Raw genomic sequence first — 26,579 nt, 5'->3', positions numbered from 1 at the left:
TAACTTTAGCTTGTAGGTGAATCAATAGAAACATCTACAAGCTTAGCTATTTTTGTAAACACTATTGAACATCTAATAGCTAGTGTTGGATAAAGTGATTGAACTGCATTTGCGTAGCGAGTCAATTGTGGTTTGAATTTAATCGCTTCAGCTTTTGCGCTCTGTTCTGAGATATCTGCCTGAGTTTTGAAATCTATAATCCAAACACTTTCATTGCTTACAATCATTTGATCAATAATATTAATTGGTTCTGTGCCTAATGTGCTGGCTACAGAGACTTCATGATGTACTTGCTGTGTGTCGTTTTTTTCAAAAATTATTTTAAGGCCATCATCATTTAGACACATACAAGCTTCGCTTTTAAGCGGTGTGAGCTGTTCAAGTGTGATATGAGTATCACTTTCTATATTAACTCTATTTAAGAGTGCTTGATCGCTGATGTCTGGAGACTGAGATAGTATTTCAAGCAATTTATGAATTAGAGTGCCTTCTAATGCCTCATCACTTGTGGATTCATTAATGCTTGCCATTGTTGATGAAGCGCCAATGGGTTCTAGTAAGTCCGAAAAATTTTCTGGATAGTTAAATTTTGCAGGTAGTATAGATTTATCTGCATCAATTTTAGGTTCAGACAGATGCTCATGACGCCATATTTCATTATTATCCTCAATTTCTAAAGCAGTACCACATTGGTGGTGCCATCCTAGTTGAGAGCTTCTTGCTGCGTTAACTCCAGTAATAATGAGTATCTGTTTTGCGCGTGTTAATGCAACATAGAGCAAGTTAAGGCCTTCATCGCTAGATTGGCTAGCTCTATCTTTGATGGACTGGATACTATTACTCATAGAGCTTTGTTTGCACCCAAGCATAAAAATTTCTGGAGATTCTGATGTCGCAGGCCACTGAGTGATAGCGTTGAACTGTTCCGGAGGCTCGTTACTAGGTCCGCTATCTGCAATAAATACTATGGGAGACTCTAATCCTTTAGAGCCATGGACCGTCATTATATCAACGACATTAGCATCTTCATTGTCGTCAACAAACAAAGCTTCAGGATTAGTTTCTTTGATGCTCCTTAGAAATCTGGCAATGCTTGAAAATCTGCCGCTGTCTATGTCTAGGCTTTGTTGTAAGAATTGATTGAGGCGTGCACAAATGTGCTGAGACTCTGAGTTTGCTATAGCAGAGCGATAACGTTCAAGAATGTTCCAATTGGAAAAGATGTAATTGAGTAGATCGTGAACTGGAATACGATCAGATAATTGATGCCATTCATATAATTTTGCCTTCACAGCATGTAATTGATTGTCTGGGCTAGCATCAGCAGTATAAATATCTAGTTTCTGTTTCCATGTGGCTGCATCAACTACTTTTAACTGAATTAGCTGTTGTTCTTTGATGTTGAAAATAGGGCTTGACAATAAGTGCGTGAATGCTAAGTCATCATAAGGATCAATCAAGGTGGTTAATAGTGCAAGCATGTCTTTTATCTCAAGAAAATCGAGTAAGCGTGTCGCATCATTTGCTTGAATCGGGATTGAGGCACTGACTAGGCCTGATTTAAGTTCCTCTAAGTGAGATCGAGTGCGTGTCAATATTAAAATATCACTATAATTTGCAGCACGAATTCGATCGCCATCATATATTGGTGTATTGGATTGTATTAGTCTGGAAATTTCTTTTGCAATTAGTACGCCTTCTTTATAATGAGCAGTTTGTTCGTCATTTTCTCTTGGAGTGGATAATGGGTCGCGAAATTGCTTTAGCTCTTGTTTGACTTGAATATCAATTAAAGGATGAATTTTTACAAATCCCCAACGGTCATTATGTTGATAGCTATGAGTTTGAAATAAACAAAATTTTTCTGCAATTGTATGGTGAGAGAAAATTCTATTAACACAATCTATAATGGCGGGTGACGAGCGCCAGGAATGATCATTACTCATTAATTGGCTGTTTAATTGTTGTTGAGACCACTCTGATGCCAGAGTCTGTATTTCTGGATTAGCACCTCGAAAGCGATATATTGATTGCTTGATGTCACCAACTAAAAATAAGCTGCTGGATTGTGTTTCGTGTTGATCTTGGGAAGACTCAATCAAGGGTTTTAATAAGTGCCACTGAATAGGGTTGGTATCTTGAAATTCATCGACCAAGAAGTGGCGAATTCTTTGGCCTAATTTATATTGCACCCATAGGGCATGGTCTTCTTGTTGCAGTAATCGATAGGTTTCCCACTCAAGGTCGTTAAAATCAATAATTCCGTGCTCAAATTTTACATGCTGATATTGCTGCAGTAATTCTCTGCCCGCATAAAACCACGCTTGATTGGCATTTAATAAGCGTGTGTGAACTTGGCTGTCAAGTAGAGATAAAAGTTTACTTGTAAATTCCTGATGAGTGCGAGTGAGAAAATCGACTTGCTGAGGGCTGATTATTTTTTGCCAGGCTTTGCTGATGGTTAATTTACGTGGGTTGTTGTCATTAGTTAACAAAGCTGATCGTAGGCTTTGTAATGTAGAATTTAAACGTTGATCTTGTATAGATAGTATGGGTTCAATTTTATCAGCCCACTGTTGATATGTTTTTGCTGGGCTTGTGCGTAGTAGTTCATAGTATTTTTTTAATGTATCAATGAATTCATTACTTTGAAGCCATAATGAATATTCATTGTCATGTGATTCGCCTACTTGTTTAACAAGTTCAGTGTAAGCAAATGCAACAGCATCTTGGGATTGCTTGGTAAATGCACGCCACTCACTGCGTGCATTTAAAAAGCTAAGTAGTGCAGTCTTGCAGCCATTCAGCCCAAAACAAAAATCAAATAATGTATGTAATGCTTCACGTAATTTAGTCTTCCCTGTCTGTTCGCTGCTAGTTAACAAGCGTTGCCAAGCTTGATTGGCATATACATGAGAATGTTCCGTGAGTTCAAAAGTGGTTGGTAATTCACTTTCCAGTGGGAAGGCTCTAATTATTTCCTCACAAAATGCATGAAAAGTACTAATTCGAATAGTTTGGTCGGAAAATAGAAGTTTTTCATAGAGGCCTCTGGCTTTCTCGATGTTACTGTTGTCTGTTGTTTCTCTTATCGCCGCTAGTTCGTTGCGCAATTGTGTTTCGGAAATCACGGACCAGGCTTGCAGCTTGTCAAACAGTCGAGCGCGCATTTCTGCGGCACTTTTTCGAGTGAAAGTGATCGCTAGTATTTGCTGTGGTTCAGCACCAGCTAGTAATAGGCGACAGATTCGAGTAATTAGTAACCATGTCTTGCCAGAGCCTGCCGAGGCAAACACATTGGCATTGTTCTGTGGGTGTGTCGAAGTATCTAAACTAGCCATGATTTACTAAGAAATTTTTGCTGCGTGCTGGTTTCATATAGAATGCGTCATCTTTAAGCGCTATTACCCTAACGAAGATTTCCTTTTGATTTTAATTTATGTCTAAACAGTATGATGCAGCCGCTATTGAAGTATTAAGCGGTTTAGACCCTGTTCGTAAGCGTCCAGGGATGTATACAGATACTGCCCGTCCAAATCACTTAGCACAAGAAATTATAGATAATAGTGTGGATGAGGCTATTGCTGGGTATGCCTCCAGTATACAGGTCAGTCTATTTAAGGACGGCTCATTGGAAGTGATTGATGATGGTCGAGGTATGCCGGTGGATAAGCATCCTGAGCTAAAAAAGCCTGGTGTGGAGGTGATTATGTCTACATTGCATGCAGGCGGGAAATTCTCTAACAAAAACTACCAATTCTCAGGTGGCCTACATGGAGTGGGAATTTCAGTTGTGAATGCGCTATCCAAGCATGTTGATGTCACTGTGCGTCGTGATGGCAAAGAATACAGTATGTCATTTGCCAACGGTAATAAAGCCACCTCGCTGAAACAAATTGGTACCGTGGGGAAGCGCAATACTGGAACTACCATACGCTTTTGGCCTGATCCAAAATATTTTGACAGCATTAATTATTCCATTCCTAAACTGGTTCATTTGCTACGCGCAAAAGCAGTGCTTTGTCCGGGGCTGCGTATCCAGTTTAAAGATGTGGTAAAAAAAGAAGAAACAGAATGGTACTATCAGGATGGAATAAGTGATTATTTGTTATCCGAGTTAAGTGGGATGACATTACTTCCACTGAAACCTATATACGGCAATTTTGCTTCTGAAAATGAGGCGGCTGAATGGGCGTTAACATGGGTTGAAGAAGGTAGTGAATGGATCGCGGAGAGCTATGTGAACTTGATTCCTACCGCCCAAGGAGGAACTCATGTGAATGGTTTGCGAACCGGTCTAACAGATGCATTAAGGGAGTTCTGTGAGACGCGTAAATTAACTCCTCGTGGCGTCAAGATTGCACCGGATGATGTCTGGCAGCAGTTAGCATATGTGTTGTCAGTGAAGATGCTTGATCCGCAGTTCGCAGGTCAAACTAAAGAACGCCTAGGTTCACGTGAAAGTGCTGCATTTGTCTCAGGTGTGGTTAAAGATTCTGTTGGTGTGTGGTTGCATCAAAATGTAGAAACGGGTGAAGCCTTGGCGCAATTAGTCATACGTAACGCAGAAAAGCGATTGCGTGCGATTAAGAAAGTGGTACGCAAAAGAGTCACTGCTGGTCCCGCATTGCCTGGCAAGTTGGCAGACTGTGCATCCCAAGATGTTAATCGTACAGAATTGTTTTTAGTCGAAGGTGATTCTGCGGGGGGGTCTGCAAAGCAAGCGCGTGATCGGGACTTTCAAGCAATCATGCCGCTACGAGGTAAAATTTTAAATAGTTGGGAAGTGGCTTCTGACCAAGTGCTAGCTTCACAAGAAGTACATGATATTGCTATTGCTATCGGTGTTGACCCTGGGGATTCTGATCTTAGTAAATTACGTTATGGGAAAATTTGTGTGCTAGCTGATGCGGACTCTGATGGCTTACATATTGCTACATTATTGTGTGCACTATTTTTACGCCATTTCCCTGCCTTAATTGAAGCCGGTCATGTGTATATCGCAATGCCCCCACTGTTCAGGATTGATGTGGGTAAAGAGGTATTTTACGCGCTAGACGAAGCAGAAAAACAAGGTATTGAAGATAGAATTTCTGCTGAGAAAAAGAAAGGCAAAGTTAATGTTACTCGCTTTAAAGGATTAGGTGAAATGAATCCTAGTCAATTGCGCGAGTCTACAATTTCTCCTGATAGTCGTCGTTTAGTGCAACTGACTATAGAGTCTGGGGACGACACTTATAAGATTATGGACATGCTTTTAGGTAAAAAGAATATACAGGGACGCAAAGCTTGGTTAGAAGAAAAAGGTAACTTGGCGGAAATTTAACATCATTATTAGTATTTTGGATTTATTATGAATGATAACTTGGAATTTGATTATGGCGATGTGGAACGTGTCGCTCTGCATACTTTCTCTGAGAAAGCCTATCTAGATTATTCGATGTACGTCATTCTTGACCGTGCTTTGCCACAGATAGGTGATGGGTTGAAACCGGTGCAACGTAGAATTGTATATGCAATGTCTGAGCTGGGTCTCTCTGCCACTTCTAAGCCAAAGAAATCAGCGCGAACAGTTGGCGATGTTATCGGTAAGTTTCATCCGCATGGGGATTCTGCCTGTTATGAAGCAATGGTATTAATGGCGCAACCATTTTCCTACCGATATCCATTAGTTCAAGGGCAGGGAAACTGGGGATCTACAGATGATCCTAAATCATTTGCGGCAATGAGATATACCGAATCTCGTTTGACTCCTTATGCAAAATCTTTACTGCAAGAGTTAGGTCAAGGTACTGTTGATTGGACGGCAAATTTTGATGGCACATTACAAGAACCTGTTGTATTGCCAGCACGTCTGCCCAATATTTTGTTGAATGGTGGAATGGGTATCGCAGTAGGGATGTCTACTGATATTCCTCCGCATAATATTCGTGAAGTTGTTTCAGCATGCATCCGTTTGCTTGATCAGCCAAAAGCAACTAGTACTGAATTATCTGAGCATGTGCTTGGCCCGGATTATCCTACCGATGCAGAAATAATCTCATCGCCAGAAGAAATTAAAGCCATATACGAATCTGGGAATGGGCAAGTGCGCATGCGTGCCGTGTATGAGCAAGAGACTGACGGGGTCATTATTTCAGCATTGCCATATCAAGTATCTGGTGCGCGCGTGTTAGAACAGATAGCACAACAAATGAATGCTAAGAAACTACCAATGGTAGATGACTTGCGCGATGAGTCTGATCATGAAAACCCTGTCAGGCTAGTAGTAGTGCCAAGGAGTAATCGCGTAGATGTAGAAGCATTAATGCTGCATCTATTTGCTACTACTGATTTAGAGCGCACTTATCGTGTGAATATGAATGTTATTGGTATTAATGGTCGACCACAAGTCAAAGACTTGTGTTCTCTCTTGAAAGAGTGGCTTGAATTTAGAACACACACAGTGACGCGACGTTTACAGTGGAGATTAGATCGAGTTAATGAACGTTTGCATATTCTAGAAGGTTTGTTGATTGCTTATCTTAATATCGATGAGATTATTGCCATTATACGAGAACAAGATGAGCCTAAGCCAGTCATGATGAAGCGCTTTAAGCTTAGTGATATTCAAGCCGAAGCCATTCTGGAAATTAAGTTGCGACGATTAGCTAAGCTTGAAGAAATAAAAATTAAAGCGGAAACAAAAGAGTTAAACGCAGAAAGAGATACGTTAGAGAAAACGTTAGGGTCTAAAGCGCGACTGAAAAAACTAATTCGCAATGAATTGTTAGAAGATGCAGAAACTTATGGTGATGACAGGCGCTCAGAGATTGTTAGTCGAACCACTGCGCAGCAGCTAGATGAAACTCAGTTGATGCCTGCTGAATTAACCACGGTGATTTTGTCGCAGCGGGGTTGGGTAAGAGCTGCTAAGGGTCATGAGGTTGATCCAATCGAGATGAACTATAAGTCTGGTGATGAGTATCAATCGCATGCTTTTGGCAAGAGTAATCAAATGGCAGTATTTTTAGATTCGCAAGGTAAAGCCTATACATTGCCGTCACATAGCTTGCCATCTGCCAGAGGTCAAGGAGAGTCGTTGACTGCACGATTTAATCCTGCTGACGGCGCCAGTTTTGTTGGGGTCATGACGGGAGATCCAAATAGTTTATATTTTTTGGCAACTGATTTTGGTTATGGTTTTGTATGTAAATTAGAAGATTTGTATTCGCGTAATAAGGCCGGTAAACGCATCTTAAATGTTCCTGTTGGGGCAAAAGTTTTACCACCGGTGCTAGTGCGTTCACATGAGGAAGACTGGATTGTCGCTGTTGGTTCCGAAGGCTATATGCTAGTAACTGAATTATCTGAGTTCCCGTTAATGTCTAAGGGTAAAGGAATTAAGTTTATTAATATTCCTAGCGCCAAGCTAAAAGCCGGAGAAGAAACGGTTAATCATATATGTTTAGTGCAAGATGGAGAAGCGCTTACGCTATATTGTGGGAAAAAACATAAGACCATGAAAGGCGAAGAAGTAGATGAGTATGCTGGCGAGCGTGGCAGGCGCGGACTAAAATTACCTAGAGGCTATCGAGCAGTCGATCGTCTACAAGTAGATTTTTCTTCAGAGTAAATTGTTAAACTTGTTGAAGGTTGAATTGTCATAAATTCACGTTATTTTATAGTTTGATTAGAGAGTTAATGTAAGAGGTCATCATGCTGTCACGTATAGGATTATTTTTAGCCGCTAATTTTGGTGTATTAGCCGTACTTAGTGTCTCGTCTCGTGTACTAGGTTTAGATGCTTGGCTGGCTCAGCAAGGCATGAGCGGACAAATTAATGGTTTGCTAATCATGGCGCTGGTGATGGGCTTTGGAGGCTCGTTCATCTCTTTAGCTATTTCTAAATGGATGGCAAAGAAGAGTACTGGTTTGCAGGTGATTGAATCGCCTCAAAACGATATTGAGCGCTGGCTTATCGAGACGGTGCAACGCCAAGCTCAGCAAGCGGGCATTGGTATGCCTGAAGTGGGCATATTCGAATCCCCTCAACCAAATGCATTTGCTACCGGAATGAAAAAGAATGATGCGCTAGTCGCGGTGAGTACCGGATTGTTACAGTCGATGTCCAAAGGTGAAGTTGAAGCGGTGCTTGGCCATGAGGTTAGTCATGTAGCAAATGGTGATATGGTCACGATGGGGTTGTTGCAAGGTGTATTGAATACGTTTGTTATTTTATTCTCGCGAATTATAGGTATGTTGATTGACCGTGCGGTATTTAAAATTGAGCGAGGTATAGGGCCAGGATATTTTATTGGCAGTATTATCGCTGAAATGGTGTTAGGTATTTTGGCCGCTATTATTGCTAAGTGGTTCTCGCGACGTAGAGAGTATCGCGCTGATATTGGTGGTGCGGAGCTTGCTGGAAAGAATAATATGATAGCCGCTTTGCGTCGTTTACAGTCTGCACATCAACCCGAAGATTTACCAGGAGAGTTAGCAGCATTTGGGATTTCAGGTGGAGTAAAAGGAGGATTGCAGAAGTTGTTGATGTCGCATCCCCCGTTAGATCAACGCATTGCTGCGTTAGAAAATAGCTAGTATTAATTAAGCAGCACTGGAGAAATCGTAACCTAGATTTTCGTTTGGCTCACGGAAGAAGTCGCCACTTACAAAATCGATATTGATCGACCAAATTTGTGATAATGCTTCTGCTGTTTCAACGAATGGCGCGATTGTCATTGTGTTTTTCTCTTTCGCTTGAGCACAAATATGCTTGATCTCTTCAATGCGCTCCTGATCACCATTCTTAAGGCTGGCCATTAGCTGGAAGCTTAACTTCAAATAGCTAGCAGGAATCATTGATAAAATCTTTCCAGGTTCTTGGCTTATGCCAAATGCATCTATAGCAATCTGGCAGCCTAATTGTTGTAATTGGGTAGCAAATTCGCGTGCATCCTTCAAGTGGCTAACAATACTTTCTTCGCGCATATCAAATACCAATCTAAATGGATTAACATTTTGGCTTTTACATTGCTTTTCTAACCAAGGTATAAATTGTTGGTCGTTCAATGCGCCTGCAGTTAATTTTATGAAGAATAAAGATTCTGGACTTTTATCAGTGTGTTCTGCCAGTTTCTTTAATGCGGTAGTTACCACCCAGCGATCTAACATCGCAGAAACTCCAGACCTTTCAATACTTGGAAGTAATTCTGCGACTGAGATTTTTGCACCTTCTTTGCTGACAAGTTGTGTGTAAACTTGGTAGCGATCTTCAGATTTTCCTGCAATGCTAACAACAGGTTGATAAAGTAGTTGTAATCTATTTTCCCGAATTGCATCTTGCAGCTCTTGTGTCCATTTCTGATCTAGTAATGTGCCTGTAAGACTGCGAGATTCCTTGGCAAAAATATAAAGTTCTTGGATTTCATTTTCCCATGCATAATCGCAGGCAGATTTTGCCGCAGAAAGTGCATCAGAGACATCTTCAAAACTTGGGTCGAGTGAAGTTGCTCCGATGTATAGTTCAGGAGACACTTTTTGGTTCTTGATGGTGACAGGATTGGTATCTATAGCTTCTCTAAACTGTTCGCCTAGTGTGACTAGTTTGTCTTCATCACTTTCCGATGTCAGTATGCCAAATGATTCGTCAGTAATCTTTCCTAGCGTTTCATTATCGCTGCAAACTTGTTTTAGTGCTTCAGCTATATGCGCTCCTAGTTTGTCTATTGTTGCTATACCAAGCTGATCTTTAATGGTGTCAATATTAGCTATATCGATTTGAATGTATGTTGCGGGTGTCTGGCCGCCCTGCGCAGACTCAATAGCTTCTTGTATTTTATCTGTCAGTGACTTTCTATGGAAGAACCCTGTTCCATGGTCACGCTCGCTTATATAGCTAAGTTGTTCTTGAAGCTCCTTGGACTCGCTAGTTTGCATGTGTAATACAAATTGTGCGCAAGTTTCTCCTTCAACCAATACAGGATTGTATTCAATATCAGTATGGAAATATTCATCTCCAGACTTGAAGTTTAAGCTCGCTGTACCAGACGTATGATTTTTGCTTACATCTTTTAGTATTGATTTTAATGATGCTTGATCATCAGGTGAGACTAGCTCAAGGATTGATAAAACGCTCGCTTCTTCTGAGCCTTCAATGTCAAATAATTCTAAATAAGATGCATTAGCATACGTGTGTAATCCTTCGTGGATATAACAAATAGCGTCACGCGAGGTATTTAGAATTTTATTGTAACGCTGGTCTAATTCTTTGTAATTGTCAGCCTGCACTTTTAGATCTTGGATATAAAATTCGGTTTGTGCAACACGTGAAGTAGCATGCTTTAATTGCTCATTATCGTTGTAATCTAGAACTATGGTTGCACCATCAAGAAATAAACTTGACTGTTGTGTTGATAAATCTTCGCTAAGTGCAACAATTGGAATTTCATGAGAGTTGATATCGAAACAATTTCGAGCATCTTGAATAGTTAGCTCATCAATATTGTTGGCTTGAATGATAATGTGAGGGTTTATTTCTAAATTTTTGACATCCTCAAATTGCTCTCTAGACGAAACTATAGTTTCACGCACTGCAAAGCCTGATGATTTTATTGTACGTACAATATTGTCAGCATTGTTTGCATCTTGGTCAATTACCAATATTTTTAATATCTGATCCATGTGTTTAGGTGCCAGTCCTTTAGTAAATCTATTGGCGGTTATTGGCCGCTAAATATTTTTATTACTTCAATGTGGGAGAAGCAACTGGTTTTTTCAAGTGTCCTCCCCAGCATGACGGCGCGCTTACTGTTGGAGCCTCTAATAACAATCTCTCGTGAGTCTAAGTTCGTGTTAGAGGGTAATAGCAAACTATAGCTTTTGCTGTTCTCAAAAATTCTTTTAAGTAGTAATCCTTCATGCTCCAAGTGAGTATTATTTTTGTTATATGCAGTGATGCATGCGCATTCTGCACCAAAAAGTTCTACGCCTACTTTGTGTTCTTTATTTGGTAGTCCTTGCATCCAGCGAATGATGCCTACTCGCCACTGTAATGTTTCGCGACTTTTATTTTCATCTCTTACTGCAATGATATCTCCTACACGTGTAGTGCATATGCCTTCAGCTCTGTAGTGTAGACAAAAGCCGCCAGCATTGAAGTTTTCTACTTGCCATTTATCCAATGAACTAACAATGTCTGTATATTTTTCCTGCTCTTGATCTTGATGTTGCTGATTATCGATATTTGTTACGCCTGACTTTGTGGCAAATGGGTTCCACACATCACTTAACGTTTCGTTAGCAGATGATTTGCTTAATTGTTTAGGTGAGCTGGCGTTGATAGATTCCTCTATTGGTAATAAGGAGAGGCTGTTGACGACGAATGAACTTTGCTCCGAATAATCTCTAGATAAGTCTTGCTCTTTAGGTGTCATAGTTTCAACGATGCGTTTAAGTCCGATAATTGCACGTACGACTTGATCACTCTTAATTCTCTTTTTGTGGCGTTGGCTGGGATTGCCTATCATAGTGATTAGGCGGCTAGCCAATTCTGGATCTAGTTCTTCGTTTGACTGCAAGTAGTATGAAGTGCTCTGTGCGAACTTCTTAGTTGATTCGCCAAGTTTACTTACAAGTGCTGAATAACCTATAAAGCGGTTTTCAGTGGAGATCGGCATCTCACGTGGGATATAATAAGTTGGATATTTTCCAGTTGCTAAGTTAGCAATATAGATATACTCGCCAGATAAAGAGTCTGTGTTGGGCTTGATATCAATTAACTCATGATGTTCTTCAAGAAATCTATTGACCTTGTCCGCTTCACCTTGGCGGAGTTGATTGAATGAAATTAATGTCAAAGCACAAAGGTGTTTAAAGATATTTAGAATAGTCGATTTTTGTTTGGTTCCATCGACCAATACTAATGCGGTATGTAAGCCATAGTGCTCTGCGACTCTGTATAGTTGACAAATGTCGTGCCAGAGATTGTTTGGTAATTCTTGGTACATTAATAAACCAGACACATACTGTTGTTGCAGATGAGAAATGGCTTTGAAGATGCAGTGCAGTAATTTCTTTTGGTCTAATTTTGAATCACCTTGTACGACTTCAGAGATAATAATTTTAAAAGCAATAGCAAGTTCAGAATTCATGCTTTGCTGGAGTTGAAATATTTCGTTAGCTCCTGGTGATAATGGGAATGTTTGACATGCTAAATATCTGCGATGATGATCTAGAAATATTTTTGATAGCGGCTGTAATAATTCAATTGATGCAAGTCTCTGTTTGACAGGATATGTCTGCCTGTTGCTTGCAGCGATGAGCTGATGGGTTTGCTTGCTAGCAGAATCAAGATTGATCATAGGTAAATCTTTGATCCATTTCTTGATCTGCCGTGGAGTAAATGCAATATCCGGCTGCGCCAATGGATCTTGTGTAGGCATGTAGATTTGCATGTCCAATAACATCGAAATAGTTCCTTGCAGGTTTGAGTTTTCCAATTTTAGATTCTAAAACTTGTACCAATAAAATGCGGCTAGCTAGCTGTCTCCTTGTCGGCAGTAGCCCCCCGTCTATCCTAATTGACGCAAATAAGTATAGTTGTTGCCCTATCTGGGGTCTGTGACTGCCTTATCAACTAAAAAAAATTAATAAAATTACTAACAACTAGTGGGTTAGGAGATTTAGTAAATTTTGCTGTTTTGCCCAGGGATTTCCTGAGCAAGTTTAGGCACAAGGTAGCCAGGCAAGTTATTTTTCATTTGTTGGATAATGGATTTAGCGCGTTCTGTTGAAACGCTAAAGTGATGCGTACCTTTGGCAGGATCTAGCATGTGTAAGTAATATGGAACAACACCGGCTGCAAATAATTTGTTGGATAATTCTATTAATATATCAGGGTTGTCATTTACATTATTTAACAATACTGATTGATTGAATGTAGTCGTATTTGTCTGTTTAATTTTTTGTACTGCATCACAAAATTGGTGGTTAATTTCATCTGGATGATTTATGTGAAATACGCACACTTTATTAAGTGTGCAATTTTTTAATGCCACTAAAAATTCTTGCGTGATGCGTTCTGGATATACAGAAGGAAATTTTGTGTGTATGCGTATTGTCTTAATGTGGGGAATTTTTTCTAGTGACTTGAAAAGTGTATCAAGTACATGATCTTCTAAGCTAAGTGGGTCTCCACCACTGAGTATTACTTCGTTAATAGATTTATCTTTTTCACAAAAAGATATGGCGCTTTCAAACTGATGAGTGTTAGGGTTAGTCTCAGGGTAAGGGAAATCTTTTCGAAAACAGTATCGGCAATGTATTGGGCAAGTGTTATTTGTAATGAGTAAAACACGATGTTTGTATTTCTTGATAATGCCTGGTTGTAGAGTAGCGGATATATCACCCACGGGATCATCTGTATAACCTGATGGGTTGTTTAACTCTTGAATGTTGGGAAGGTACTGTTTTAATACAGGTCCATCAATGGGATGGTTATCTAGTAACTGTTGTGATAGTTGAATGGGGAAGAGCGCATCAATTTTGTTCAGGTTGTCAGCGCTAACTGAATAATCAGACGCGCGCTTGGCAAATTCTTTGATGCCCACATATGAGGTGGCAAATAGTTTTTTCCACTGTGGGGGATGTTCCGATGTTGGCTTGCACGGTATCATGGCGCGTCTTTTAAATTAATGAAGTTATCTTTATGGCAAGTTACAGTACTAACGAATTTAAGTCAGGTCTTAAAATTATGATAGATGGCGATCCCTATACCATTGTAGAGAATGAATTTGTCAAACCTGGCAAGGGTCAAGCTTTTAACCGGGTAAAAATTCGTAACCTCAAGACAGGGCGTGTGGTAGATCGTACCTTTAAGTCTGGAGATAGTGTAGAGGGTGCTGACGTAATGGAAGTGGATATGCAGTATTTGTACTCGGATGGTGAGCAATGGCACTTTATGGATCAGACGACTTTTGAACAGCATGCAGCCGATTCTACTGCCGTAGGAGAGTCTTATAAGTGGCTGAAAGATCAAGATATATGTCAGGTCACTTTGTACAATGGAGCACCTTTATCAGTTAGTGCGCCAAATTTTGTAGAATTAAAGATTACTCAATCAGATCCGGGTGTCAAAGGCGATACTGCGCAAGGAGCTACCAAGCCTGCAACTCTTGAAACGGGGGCAACAGTAAAAGTGCCTCTGTTTGTTGAAGAAGGTGAAGTAATTAAAATAGATACTCGTACAGGTGAATATGTGTCACGAGTAAAGGATAACTAGTTTCAGTTCTAATATTTCCTATGTCTAATTGGCGTCCGACAGCCAGTTTGCAAAACCTCCAGCAACGTGCGGAATTGCTGAATAGAACGCGCGACTTCTTTTCTCAGCGAAATGTGTTAGAAGTGGAGACACCTTTGGCATGTTCGCATACTGTTACTGAGCCTAATATTGACTCATATAAAATTACAGCTGATGAATTGCGTTATCTGCAAACATCTCCTGAATATGCAATGAAGCGATTACTTGCTGCAGGCGCACCTGATATTTTTCAGATATGTAAATCTTTTCGGGTTGGCGAGCAAGGCGCTTTGCACAATCCTGAATTTACTATCATCGAGTGGTATAGGCATGGCTTCTGTTTGCAACAAATTATGCGAGAAACAGTTGATTTGATTCTTGAGCTATTATCCGATGAGTGTGCGTCAATAAATATTGAATATATTAGTTACTACGATTTAACTGAAAAGGCATTGGGAGTGTCATTACAATCACTGTCATGCGGTGAAATTAAAGATTTGGTGAGACAGAGTAATTTAATGCAGCAATTTGATATGTCGTTGGCGCAATGTATCGATTTTTTATTCTCACACAAAGTTCAGCCGTCAATGAATGCGCGATCTGTCACTGTAGTATTTCATTATCCTGCAGCACAGGCAGCATTATCTAAACTTGATGATAAAAATCAGGCTATCGCAGATAGATTCGAAGTGTTCTATAAAGGTATTGAGTTGGCGAATGGCTATGTCGAATTATTAGATCCTGAGCAGCAGATAAAGCGTTTTGAAAATGACCAATTGATTAGAAAGACGCATGATTTAACCAAAGTAGAAATTGACCAGCGTTTAATTGAAGCGTTAGAGCAAGGTCTTCCTAAATGTGCTGGTGTTGCAGTGGGATTTGATCGGGTTATGATGCTTGCAGTAGGAGCATCATCGTTGGCTGAGGTAATTAGCTTTGATTGGTCAAATGCTTGAATATTTATCTCATTCGAGTAGCTATGGTTTCACCCATTCTAACTGTTTGGTCTATGTGTAGTTGTTGTAGCATTTGAGCATAGCTTTTAGAAAAAATCATTACTACTGTTGAACCCATATTAAATGTGCCCATATGTTGGCCTTTATTCAGCACAATGTTTCTGTCTGTATAATTGTAATGAACGGTGGTGTTTAAGTGCGGTGGTGTGACTAAGCCTTCCCAAATCATTTCGATTGCAGAGACATTAACGGCACCAACCATTGTGATTGCCATATAGCCATTTTCAATTTTGAAAACAGAAACAACGCGTTCGTTACGTGCATATAACTTGTCAATTGCCTTTGGTGCATATGGCGCTACGCTAAATAATCGGCCTGGTACATAAATCATTTCTAACAATTGTCCGCTATAGGCGGCATGCACGCGATGGTAGTCACGCGGTGATAAGTAAATTGTACAGAAGCTGCCACCAATAAATTTATCCAAATTTTCGCAACTAGGCGTTAAGAATTCATTGAGAGTGAATGTTTTGTTTTTGGCTTGTATTAATGTGTTTTGATCAATCTCGCCAAACATACTAATTTTCCCATCGCATGGAGACGCAATACTTTCAGTGCTGCTATCTATTGGGCGTGTGTTTGGTTTTAATTCGCGGGTGAAAAATTCATTAAATGTGGAGTAACGTGAGATGTCTTCAATAACAGCATCCTTCATGTCGACTTTGAAAGCACTAATGAAGAAGCTAATTAATTTTTCCATATATGGTAAATGCTGACGAGTTAGCCAAAATGTTGTGCGTGACAATAAGTGGTGAGGGAAGCAATGAAAAATTAATCCTTTGAACTTCTCCCATGAAGTGGCGGCTACAGGTTCCATTAGCGGTAAAATTTACGAATAGTTAAAAAGTCCTGAGTGATTTCCTCAGCATTATGTGGTGCACCAAATACTGCGCTTATCCCTGTGTCAGGTGCGATCAAGAAGATGGAGCTACTGTGATCGACTAGATAATCTGAGGATTCCTGTTTGGGCGATTGCTTTACAGCAACGATGCCCATGTTCTTAAGAAATGGTGCGAGCTGTTCTGGTGCTGCAGTTACGCCTAGTGCATGAGCACTAAACGCGCTGGTATATGATTTCAGTTTAGCAATTTCATCTCGTTCAGGATCAACGGAGACAAAAATAATTTTTATTTCGTCTTCTATATTGTGTTTTGATTTTAATCTATCCACTGTGGCGCTTAAGGTGCCTAATGTAATTGGGCAAATATCCGGGCAATGGGTAAAGCCAAAAAACCAGAATGTCCATAAATTATTAATATTGTCTGGGGTGAAGCTATTATTGTTATGATCAATCAGACTGAAATCTGCTATGGCTTTTTGTTGATCGTATAAGTAGGTGGCTTGTTTTAGTTGCTGGTTGATGTCGCCTAACGCGAATTTTTTACCTGAAGCATAAATGCCGAGGCCAATAGATATCGCAATCGCTAAAATGATTAAGATTGCTTTGTTGGTCGCGTTCATGATTAATATTGTTATATAGCTAAAAGTTATTTATTTGAAAAATTTTTGAATTACATTTGACCTAATTTATAAGCATGGAAAATTCTATAGTACTGGCTTGTAAGAGCGTGCTCGAAGCGGTACACGAAATTGCAGATCTTCTACAAAAGTATCCGTTAAACTATGGTCACGGTATGCAAACCTCAATAGATGAGGCCGCGTATCTTGTCAGTTTTGTCGTGGGATTACCACCCGATTTTGGGCAAGAATCGGCTGCTATAGAACTTAGCCAGTCTGATGTGGATCGGTTGCAAGTTTTCTTGTGCCAGCGAATATTCTCTAGAATTCCACTTGCCTATGTATTGGGAGAAACCTTGTTATCGGGGGTGAAGTTTTTTGTTGATGAGAATGTATTGATCCCACGTTCACCAATGGCAGAAATGATAGAAGACCGATTCTTTCCCTGGCGGTCTAAAAAGCAGCCTGTACGACGAATTTTGGATTTATGTACCGGTAACGGATGCTTGGGCATCCTCGCTGGGATGGAATTTGAGCATTCTAAGGTCGATATTAGTGATATCGACGCACGTGCGTTACTCGTAGCCAATAAGAATATCGCCTTTCATGGTCTTGAATCGCGCATAAATGCTGTACTTTCAGATGTCTACGAGCAACTTCCACTCCGCCAATATGATATTATCACCGCCAATCCGCCGTATGTTCCTGTGTCGGAGCAGTTAGGTTTGCCTAGTGAATTTTCTCATGAGCCAGCGCATGCTTTATTCACTGGGGAGAACGGCCTCGATATTGCCAAGCGAATCATCTTTGGTGCGAGTAATTACCTCGAACCAAAAGGTATTTTGGTGTTGGAGGTGGGTCAGTCTGCGCGAGAATTGCAAGCACAGTTTCCACATTATGATTTTATGTGGCATGAGTTGCAGCATGGAGGCGAAGGAATATGCGTATTAACTTATGATGAGTGTAAGCGAATTGTTGAAACAAATTCTATTGAGTAAATTAAATGTCCGGTAATACATTTGGAACTTTATTCTGTGTAACATCTTTTGGAGAAAGTCATGGTCCTGCGATTGGTGCAATTGTGGATGGCTGCCCCCCGGGTATTCCTTTAACCGAAGAACATTTGCAGCCTGATTTAGATCGTCGCAAGCCTGGCCAATCTAAATTTACTACTCAACGACGTGAATCAGATTGTGTTGAAATTTTATCTGGTGTTTTCGAAGGCGTGACTACTGGTACGCCAATTGGGTTAATGATTCGTAACGAAGACCAACGTTCTAAAGATTATTCTGATATAGCTAAGAAATTTAGACCTGGGCATGCAGACTATACGTATTATAAAAAATACGGTATTCGTGACTATCGTGGTGGTGGTAGATCTTCTGCTAGAGAGACAGCAATGCGTGTGGCGGCAGGCGCAATTGCAAAACAATTTTTGTTGCGTGACTTTAATACCGAGGTTCATGCATGCGTGACACAAATTGGCAATATTCGCGTGCAAAATATGAACTGGAATGAAGTTGAGAACAATCCATTCTTTTTCGGTGATGAAACACAAGTGCCTAAATTAGAAGTACTCTTAGATCAATTACGTCGTGATGGCGATTCAATTGGTGCACGTTTACTGGTGAAGGCGAGTAGTGTGCCCGTGGGTTGGGGCGAGCCTATATTTGATCGTTTAGATGCTGATATTGCTAAAGCAATGATGTCTATCAATGCGGTGAAAGCTGTAGAGATGGGCTCGGGTTTTGATTGTGTGACTCAGCTTGGAAGTGAGCACCGCGATAATATTCAACCAAGTGGGTTTTTGACAAATAATTCTGGCGGAACATTAGGTGGTATTAGCTCTGGGCAAGATTTAATTGCTTCAATTGCATTGAAACCAACATCAAGTATTCGTGTACCAGGTGAGTCGGTGGATGAGCGAGGTCAGCAAACTGAAGTGGTTACTACAGGGCGTCATGACCCTTGCGTAGGCATAAGAGCAGTGCCAATTGCAGAAGCAATGATGGCGCTAGTGTTGGCGGACCATGCGTTACGTCATCGTGGGCAAAATGCCAATGTCAGTACTGAGTTCCCAGACATACCTGCATTTAAATAAATAAATTTAAACTGATATATAAATCGGATTTTTCAAATTCGATGAACATTATTTAATTAACAAGCTAAGCAATTATCACCCATGACAGCATTATCTTTATACGACAAGCTTTGGAATTCTCATGTAGTACACACTCAAGATGACGGTACCAGTCTTATCTATATTGATCGACATCTAGTGCATGAAGTGACTTCACCGCAAGCATTTGAAAGTTTACGTTTGGCAGGTCGTGAACCATGGCGTAAGGCATCAATTCTTGCGGTGCCAGATCACAACGTTCCAACCAAAGATAGACATAAAGATATTGCGGATCCTGTGTCACGTAAGCAATTGCAAGCGTTAGACGAGAACTGTAATTTTTTTGCTTTGCAGAAATTCGAAATGAATGATCCACGTCAAGGTATTGTGCATGTGATTGGTCCAGAGCAAGGTGCTAGTTTGCCTGGCATGACAATCGTATGTGGTGATTCGCATACATCAACTCATGGAGCATTAGCAGCGCTTGCATTTGGTATCGGTACCTCAGAAGTAGAGCATGTTTTAGCAACACAGTGTTTGTTGTTAAGAAAAACCAAATCAATGCGGGTCAATGTAAACGGTGTTCTAGCTAAAGGTGTCTATTCGAAAGATATTGTATTGGCACTGATTGCAAAAATCGGTACTGCAGGTGGAAATGGGCATACTATGGAATTTTGTGGTGATGCAATCGAACGTTTATCGATTGAAGCACGCATGACAATTTGCAATATGTCCATTGAAGCGGGTGCTCGTGCCGGAGTGATTGGTGTAGATGATAAAACCATTGACTATATTTGTGGCCGTCCATTTGCCCCTAAAGATGCGATGTGGGATGAGGCTGTTAAGTCATGGCGTAAGTTAATCTCTGATGAGGGTGCGCATTTTGATAGCGACGTTGATTTAGATGCTAGTCAATTAAGTCCGCAAGTGAGCTGGGGAACATCGCCCGAAATGGTAGTGCCAGTGGATGGTGTGGTGCCTGATCCTGATCAAGAATCTAATGTGACAAAAGCAGAAGGAATGCGCAATGCATTAGCTTATATGGGGCTAGCACCAGGACAAGTAGTTAGCCAAATTAAAATAGATAAGGTATTCATTGGTTCATGCACCAATTCTAGAATTGAAGATCTTCGTGAGGCTGCACAGGTAGTTCAAGGGAAAACACTCGCTAGCAATATTAAATTAGGCATGATTGTGCCAGGTTCAGGACTTGTGAAACGTCAAGCAGAGCAAGAAGGGCTAGATCAAATTTTTAAATCTGCAGGATTTGAATGGCGTGATCCAGGGTGTTCAATGTGTCTAGGAATGAATGCTGATCAGCTCGAATCTGGTGAACGCTGTGCTTCTACTTCAAATAGAAATTTTGAAGGTCGTCAAGGCCAAGGTGGTCGCACTCATCTGGTTAGTCCGGCGATGGCTGCGGCTGCAGGAATTGCTGGTCACTTTGATGATGCGCGTAAATATTTTAACTAAAGAGTTTTACTTATGGAATCGTTTACTAAGATGACGTCAAGTTTATTACCATTAGATCGACCAAATGTTGATACCGATGCGATTATTCCAAAACAATATTTGAAATCTATAAAAAAGAGTGGCTTTGGGGTGAATTTATTTGATGATTGGCGCTATTTAGATCCAGGTGAGCCTGATCAAGATAATAGTCAACGTCGAATAGATGCGGATTTTATTCTGAATAATCCTCAATATAAAAATGCACAAGTGTTATTGGCGCGCGATAATTTCGGCTGCGGCTCTTCAAGGGAGCATGCAGTATGGGCAATGTTGGATTATGGTTTTCGGGCTGTGCTATCTACCAGCTTTGCAGATATATTTTTTAGCAACTGTTTTAAGAACGGATTGCTTCCTATTGCGCTTGAAAAGAGTGCTATCGATAAATTGTTTGAGAAAAGTTTGAATGATGCTGATTATCAAGTGTCTATTGATCTGGAAAAACAGCAGGTGGTTGCTGAGAATATTGGCACTTATGATTTTGATATTGATGAATTCAAAAAGCACTGCATGTTAAATGGTTTGGATGAAATAGGAATTACCTTGCAGTACAAAGATAAAATTCATGCTTATGAAGATAAACTGAAAAAGAAATCACCATGGTTATTTGCTCATGACTAAATCGGAAACACCAAAAATTTTAGTATTGCCTGGTGATGGCATCGGGCCAGAGATTGTTAATGAAGGCGTTAAAGTGCTGGACTTTTTGCGTGAGCATGGTTTGTCGGTTGAGGTTGAGTATGGGCTCATTGGTGGGGCAGCGTACGATAAAACGCATTCTCCATTTCCTGCTGATACAATTGCTCAAGCTGATAATTGCGATGCGATTCTGTTAGGTGCTGTCGGTGGGCCTCAATACGATGAGGTCGAAAGGCATCTTCGACCAGAGCAAGGATTGCTAGATATTCGTGCGCACCTAAATTTGTTTGCAAACTTACGCCCTGCATTACTCTATGCGCAACTTGCTTCTGCATCTTCTTTGAAACCAGAGTTGGTTGCTGATCTGGATTTGCTGATCGTAAGAGAATTAACTGGCGGGATTTATTTTGGCCAGCCACGTGCACGAGAAGTGGTAAACAATGTGCGTCGCGCATATAACACTATGGTGTATGACGAAAATGAAATTCGTCGCATTGCTCATGTGGCTTTCCTTGCTGCGCAAAAACGTGATAAGCGATTATGCTCTGTTGATAAAGCTAATGTGTTAGAAGTGTCTTTACTTTGGCGTGAAGTGATGGAAGAAGTGCATCGTCAATATTCAGATGTCGAGCTTAGTCATATGTATGTTGATAATGCTGCTATGCAGTTAGTCAGAGCACCTAAACAATTTGATGTCATGGTGACATCAAATCTATTTGGCGACATTCTTTCTGACGCAGCAGCAATGCTAACAGGTTCGATTGGTATGTTGCCTTCAGCGTCTTTGAATCAAGAGAATAAGGGGATGTATGAGCCAATTCATGGTTCAGCACCAGATATAGCCGGTAAAGGTATTGCTAATCCATTAGCGACAATTTTATCGTTGGCTATGTTGTTACGTTATTCTTTCAATCAAGTGAATGCTGCAAAAAGTATAGAACAGGCAGTCATAGCTACTTTGCAGCAAGGTGTGCGTACCCAAGATATTGTAGACGGCAATATTCAAGCGGTGTCTACCATAGAAATGGGTGATGCTGTATTAGCCAATCTGCAAAAAATATATCTGCATAAGGTGTAAATTTAGAAGAGTTTAAGGAAGCGTAATGGCTAAAAAATATGATGTTGCTGTTGTCGGTGCAACAGGTGCTGTAGGAGAAGTGATGTTGTCGATTTTGGCGCAACGAAGTTTCCCTGTTGGAAATGTTTATGCACTAGCAAGTGAGCGCTCAGTAGGTAAACCTGTTTCTTTCGGTAGCCGTTGTCTAGAAGCGCAGGACTTGGCTAAATTTGATTTTTCACAAGTACAAATCGGACTATTTTCACCTGGTGCATCTGTGTCAGATATTTATGCCCCAATTGCTGCTGAAAATGGCTGTGTGGTGATTGATAACACATCTAGATTTAGATACGAAGACGATATTCCCCTGGTTGTACCTGAAGTTAATGCGCATGCGATTGCAGATTATAAGAATCGCGGAATCATTGCCAATCCGAATTGTTCGACAATTCAAATGTTGGTGGCTTTAAAGCCTATCCATGATGCTGTCGGTATTGAGAGAATTAACGTAGCAACCTATCAAGCAGTGTCTGGAACTGGCAAAGAAGCAATTGATGAATTAGATGAGCAAACTCAGGCAATTATGGCTAATGAGCCGCTGAATTGTCACGTCTATCCGAAACAAATTGCTTTTAACGCACTGCCACATATAGATATATTCCAAGATAACGGATATACCAAGGAAGAGATGAAAATGGTTTGGGAAACACACAAGATTATGGGTGATAACAGCATCCGTGTGAATCCAACCGCGGTCAGAATTCCGGTGAAATTTGGTCATTCTGAAGCCGTTCATTTGGAGCTAAAAAAGCCTATGACAGCGGCACAGGCTAAAGAAGTACTTGGTAAAGCACCGGGAATTGTTGTCATGGATGAGAGGCGAGACGGTGGTTACCCCACTGCAGCGACAGAAGCGGATGGAACCGATCCTGTATTTGTAGGACGTATTCGAGAAGACATCTCGCATCCTCGCGGTCTAAATATGTGGGTAGTGAGTGATAATGTGAGAAAAGGCGCTGCTTTAAATAGCATTCAGATCGCAGAATTTTTGATCGAAAATCATATATAATTTATATTAGTGTCGTGAGTTACTCATTTAACTTAAAGTAGAATCTTTATAAAATTATTAATTGGCTAGTGAATATACAAAAAATAATCATGGGGGATACAAGAATGCATAAGAAGATTGTGGCACTAACGCTGTTGGCCACTATGCTTATTGGGAGCCCCGGTCTAGTTTTTGCCTTTGGCTTAGGTGAAATACAAATTAATTCTGCGCTTAATCAGCCAATGGATGCTGAAATTGAATTGGTTGGATTCAATGCAGCAACTATTGATGAAGTACAAGTTGAGCTCGCCAGTCAACAAATGTTTGAAAGAGTAGGTGTTCCGCGTCCTTATATTCTTACTCGTTTAAAATTCACACCAATGATTTTAAAAGGTAAGCCAATTATTAGAGTTACATCTACCGATTCTATACGCGAACCTTTTCTTACCTTTTTGGTTGATGTGCGTTGGGCCAAGGGTAAACTATTAAGAGAATACACAGTGCTGTTAGATCCTCCCGTGTTTGGCGAAAAAGCTAGAGCAACAATTCAAGCACCAAAAGTTTCTACACAACCTGCCCCTGTTGCAAATAAGCCAGTGTCAAAGCCTCGCACTGTTGCAACTACACCCGCACCTAAAGTTCCAACACCTAGTGTGCGACCAAAACAGGCGGCTGTACCCAGTACAGTGTCTAAGCCGGTACCTTTAAAAAAAACAAAATCTTCCACCAGGCCAGTTAGGCGCGGAGATACTCTATGGAGTATTGCTGAACCCTATGCGCGTGAAAATGGTGTAAGCGTTAATCAAATGATGTTGGCGATACAAGAAGCCAATCCTCAAGGTTTTACAAGAAATAATATTAACAATCTTAAGTCTGGCGTAGTACTACGCATACCTGCTGAAGATTTATCTAAATATTCTGCACGTGATGCACTCGCAGAAGTTCGCCGTCAATGGCAAGTCTGGAAGCAAGTGACGCAAACAGATAGTGCGGTAAATGTAGATGCTGGTGAAATGGTTGAGGCGGAAGCCATGGAGACTCCTGAGTCTTCTGAGCAACAAACAAAAGATTCTAGTTCTTCTTTGTCTATATTAGGCGATGGTGATGCTACAGATGGCAAAACCGGTGACGATGCAAATGCGACCTTAAAAGAATTACGTAGGCAAGTGAATTTGCTAAAGGAGAGTACACAGTCTAAAGGTCAAGAAAATGCAGAGCTAAAAGGCCGTATAGAGTCACTCGAATCTATGATTAAAAAGCAGGAAGACATAATTAGCCTGCAGAATGAGCAGTTAGCTCAATTACAAAATACATTGGCTGCGGATAACGGTGATTCGATAGTAGAGCAAGTCAGTTCTGATGAAGAAGCTATGAATGCTGCTACTGAAGCGCTGGCCTTGGCTGAAGAGCAAGTAGCCGATATTGCAGCTGAAATGGAAGTTGAACCTGAGCAAGCGATTAAAGCTGCTACGGTTGAGCCGTTACCTGATTTTTCTGGTCCAATACCAGAAGAATTTTTAGCTGCAGAGCAACAAGCTGAAGTCGAACAGCCTGAGAGTTTAGTTGCTGAAGCAGAGATAACTCCAGAAATCGTTCCTGAAGTAGCTGCAGTTGAGACTGCCGCCGAAGTTTCTTTTGTCGAAAAAATCACTTCAATATTTAAAGACCAAAGTAAGTCGTTGCTCTATGCAGGTGGCGCTTTAATTGCACTTTTACTCGGCTGGCTAGGTTTGAAACGAAGAAATGCAAATGTCGAAGATACTGAACTAGTTGCAAATGGATTGCCTGCTTTTGAAGATGAACCTTCCGTTGATCAAATGCTTGATGAAACGGTGATCGCGACTCCTGATAGTATTGATGAAGCGTTGGATGATCTTGAAACGGTCAATGCGGAGGATGAGGTAGAAGAAGAAAGTGTATTTGCAGGTGATGATACTACTGCTGATAGCGATGACGTATTAGCTGAGGCCGATGTTTATATATCTTATGGTTTATATCAGCAAGCAGAAGAACTTTTGAAAGATGGACTTGCAAAAGAGCCGGGCAATGCAAAGTATCAGGTCAAGCTTGCAGAAATTTATTCTGGAGATAAGAAGCCTGATGCGTTCGTGCAACATGTAGAAGCTATGGAATCAAGCATTGATAAGCAATCACCTGAGTGGGCTAAAATTGTATCCATGGGCGCAGCATTAGTTCCTGCTCATGCTTTATTTGCTGGAGCAGAGTCAACGTCTAGTGATTCATCCGAGGTTGTTGTAAATGATGAAGTTGCTACTGAAGCAATGGAGGCCAATGATATTAATGATTTCAGTATGGACTCTGATGACATGGAAGACTTTGAAAGTGACGATCTTGATGATAACTCACTAGACTTTAGCTTTGGCGATGACGGTGAATTAAGTGATGAAATAGATCAGGATTCTGCAGAAGAAGCAACACAAACTTTTGCTAATGATTTAGAAGAAGATGAATTGGAAGAGTCTTCGACTGCTATATTGGAAGCGAGTTTAGATTTTGATTCAGAAGTTGAGTCTAGTACTGAAAATGATTCAAGCTCTGATGAGGAAACGTTAGCATTTGATTTGGATGAAACAAGTACAGATCAAGCGTCAGCTGATGATTCAAGCGATAGTAATGATGTATTTTTAGATTTTGATGAAGATTCACTGGAAAATGAATTGAATTCTTCTGTCAGCCATGATGGTGAAACAGAGATGTTAGATTCTTCTCTAGCTGCAAGTGCTGATCTTGATAATGCAATTAATCTTGATGATGATTTGAATGACAAATCAGAGAGCTCAGGAATTAAAGTTGATAATGATCTAGATGAGATGCTTGATGGTGATAATCCTGAAACAGAGATGTTTGATAGCTCATTGTTTGATGCTGATAGCCCGGAAGCAAAAGCTTTCGCGGGTGATTCAGAGCGTGTCGATGAAGATACAGTTAGTTTGGAGCAAGTTCAGGAAAATTTAACGGCGGAACTTGAGACCTTAAGCTTTGATTCAGATGATATTGATCCTGATAAAATCGAAGAAGATTCGTTGCCGACATTGCAAACTTCTGAATTGGGTAAACCGGATTTAGATCTTGATGATTTAAGTGAAGATTTAGCTGCTAGTGAAACGGGCACGTTTGAAAAGGATATGCTAACCGAAGATGTTACCGAGCAGTTTGATGTTGGAAATATTGACTCAACAATGACAGATCTGGGCGAGTTTGGTGATGATTATGAACTAGAAAATCCATCTGTGATTGAAGAAGTGGGGACTAAACTTGATTTGGCGAAAGCCTTTGTCGATATGGGTGATGAGGATGCTGCAAAGGAGACATTAACCGAAGTGATGGAGCAGGGTGATCAGACTCAAATTCAACAAGCTAAGGATTTGTTGGATAAGCTAAGCTAGACTTATACTTTAAGCTACAAGATTTAGAAAGCCTCAGTGTATACA

18 protein-coding genes are annotated in these 26,579 nt (G+C 40.6%); 12 read left to right on the top strand and 6 right to left on the bottom strand.

The features are described from left to right. Positions 1-5 precede the first annotated feature (5 nt). Positions 6-3,341 (bottom strand): UvrD-helicase domain-containing protein, encoded by a 3,336-nt coding sequence (locus R8G33_05860; GenBank protein MDW3095176.1) that lies wholly within the window; start codon positions 3,339-3,341, stop codon positions 6-8. 98 nt (positions 3,342-3,439) lie between these two features. On the opposite strand from R8G33_05860, the gene parE reads away from it, so the two are divergent. The 3 genes from parE (at position 3,440) to htpX (ending at position 8,583) form a co-directional block, all read left to right on the top strand. After that, entirely contained in the window at positions 3,440-5,326 is a 1,887-nt protein-coding gene (gene parE / locus R8G33_05855) for a DNA topoisomerase IV subunit B (protein MDW3095175.1), read from the top strand. A 27-nt stretch (positions 5,327-5,353) separates the two neighbouring features. After that, entirely contained in the window at positions 5,354-7,615 is a 2,262-nt protein-coding gene (gene parC / locus R8G33_05850) for a DNA topoisomerase IV subunit A (protein ID MDW3095174.1), read from the top strand. Positions 7,616-7,701: 86 nt separating this feature from the next. Beyond that, positions 7,702-8,583, top strand: coding sequence for a protease HtpX (gene htpX, locus R8G33_05845; protein ID MDW3095173.1), 882 nt, complete (start codon positions 7,702-7,704; stop codon positions 8,581-8,583). Between the two features lie 6 nt (positions 8,584-8,589). On the opposite strand, the gene R8G33_05840 is transcribed toward htpX, so the two are convergent. The 3 genes from R8G33_05840 to R8G33_05830 all read right to left on the bottom strand — a co-directional run bounded on the left by R8G33_05840 (position 8,590) and on the right by R8G33_05830 (position 13,658). Next, on the bottom strand, positions 8,590-10,665 hold the full coding sequence (locus R8G33_05840; GenBank protein MDW3095172.1) for an EAL domain-containing protein: 2,076 nt from the start codon (positions 10,663-10,665) through the stop codon (positions 8,590-8,592). A 38-nt stretch (positions 10,666-10,703) separates the two neighbouring features. Continuing rightward, positions 10,704-12,425, bottom strand: coding sequence for a hypothetical protein (locus R8G33_05835; GenBank protein MDW3095171.1), 1,722 nt, complete (start codon positions 12,423-12,425; stop codon positions 10,704-10,706). A 240-nt stretch (positions 12,426-12,665) separates the two neighbouring features. Continuing rightward, entirely contained in the window at positions 12,666-13,658 is a 993-nt protein-coding gene (locus R8G33_05830; GenBank protein ID MDW3095170.1) for a KamA family radical SAM protein, read from the bottom strand. Between the two features lie 32 nt (positions 13,659-13,690). On the opposite strand from R8G33_05830, the gene efp reads away from it, so the two are divergent. Both efp and epmA read left to right on the top strand, forming a co-directional pair. Further along, positions 13,691-14,263, top strand: a complete 573-nt coding sequence (gene efp, locus R8G33_05825) for an elongation factor P (protein ID MDW3095169.1) — start codon at positions 13,691-13,693, stop codon at positions 14,261-14,263. Positions 14,264-14,283: 20 nt separating this feature from the next. Then, on the top strand, positions 14,284-15,237 hold the full coding sequence (gene epmA, locus R8G33_05820; GenBank protein ID MDW3095168.1) for an EF-P lysine aminoacylase EpmA: 954 nt from the start codon (positions 14,284-14,286) through the stop codon (positions 15,235-15,237). A gap of 4 nt (positions 15,238-15,241) precedes the next feature. Here epmA and asd read toward each other — a convergent pair whose 3' ends face one another. Both asd and R8G33_05810 read right to left on the bottom strand, forming a co-directional pair. Beyond that, the gene (gene asd, locus R8G33_05815; GenBank protein MDW3095167.1) at positions 15,242-16,114 is read right to left on the bottom strand and encodes an archaetidylserine decarboxylase; all 873 of its coding nucleotides are present in this window, start codon (positions 16,112-16,114) and stop codon (positions 15,242-15,244) included. Continuing rightward, complete coding sequence (locus tag R8G33_05810) at positions 16,114-16,758, bottom strand: SCO family protein (GenBank protein MDW3095166.1); 645 nt, start codon at positions 16,756-16,758, stop codon at positions 16,114-16,116. Before R8G33_05810 ends, asd begins: the two co-directional genes overlap by 1 nt. Before the next feature lie 74 nt (positions 16,759-16,832). Here R8G33_05810 and prmB point away from each other — a divergent pair, with 74 nt between their 5' ends. The 7 genes from prmB (at position 16,833) to R8G33_05775 (ending at position 26,534) form a co-directional block, all read left to right on the top strand. Beyond that, the gene (gene prmB / locus R8G33_05805) at positions 16,833-17,753 is read left to right on the top strand and encodes a 50S ribosomal protein L3 N(5)-glutamine methyltransferase (protein ID MDW3095165.1); all 921 of its coding nucleotides are present in this window, start codon (positions 16,833-16,835) and stop codon (positions 17,751-17,753) included. Between the two features lie 5 nt (positions 17,754-17,758). Then, positions 17,759-18,856 carry a chorismate synthase gene (gene aroC, locus R8G33_05800; protein MDW3095164.1) on the top strand — a complete coding sequence of 366 codons (1,098 nt, stop codon included), beginning with the start codon at positions 17,759-17,761 and terminating at the stop codon, positions 18,854-18,856. A gap of 81 nt (positions 18,857-18,937) precedes the next feature. After that, the gene (gene leuC, locus R8G33_05795; GenBank protein MDW3095163.1) at positions 18,938-20,347 is read left to right on the top strand and encodes a 3-isopropylmalate dehydratase large subunit; all 1,410 of its coding nucleotides are present in this window, start codon (positions 18,938-18,940) and stop codon (positions 20,345-20,347) included. Between the two features lie 12 nt (positions 20,348-20,359). Next, positions 20,360-21,004: a 3-isopropylmalate dehydratase small subunit gene (gene leuD, locus R8G33_05790; protein ID MDW3095162.1), complete on the top strand. Its 645-nt coding sequence runs from the start codon at positions 20,360-20,362 to the stop codon at positions 21,002-21,004. Then, the gene (leuB, locus tag R8G33_05785; protein ID MDW3095161.1) at positions 20,997-22,100 is read left to right on the top strand and encodes a 3-isopropylmalate dehydrogenase; all 1,104 of its coding nucleotides are present in this window, start codon (positions 20,997-20,999) and stop codon (positions 22,098-22,100) included. Before leuD ends, leuB begins: the two co-directional genes overlap by 8 nt. Before the next feature lie 25 nt (positions 22,101-22,125). Further along, positions 22,126-23,148, top strand: coding sequence for an aspartate-semialdehyde dehydrogenase (locus tag R8G33_05780; GenBank protein ID MDW3095160.1), 1,023 nt, complete (start codon positions 22,126-22,128; stop codon positions 23,146-23,148). 104 nt (positions 23,149-23,252) lie between these two features. Then, entirely contained in the window at positions 23,253-26,534 is a 3,282-nt protein-coding gene (locus R8G33_05775; GenBank protein MDW3095159.1) for a FimV/HubP family polar landmark protein, read from the top strand. Positions 26,535-26,579: the final 45 nt, after the last annotated feature.

The organism is Gammaproteobacteria bacterium, assembly GCA_033344735.1.
Lineage (GTDB): Bacteria > Pseudomonadota > Gammaproteobacteria > UBA4575 > UBA4575 > UBA1858.
The sequence above is the reverse complement of the archived record's forward strand: the minus strand, read 5'-3'. Positions and strand labels throughout refer to the sequence as shown.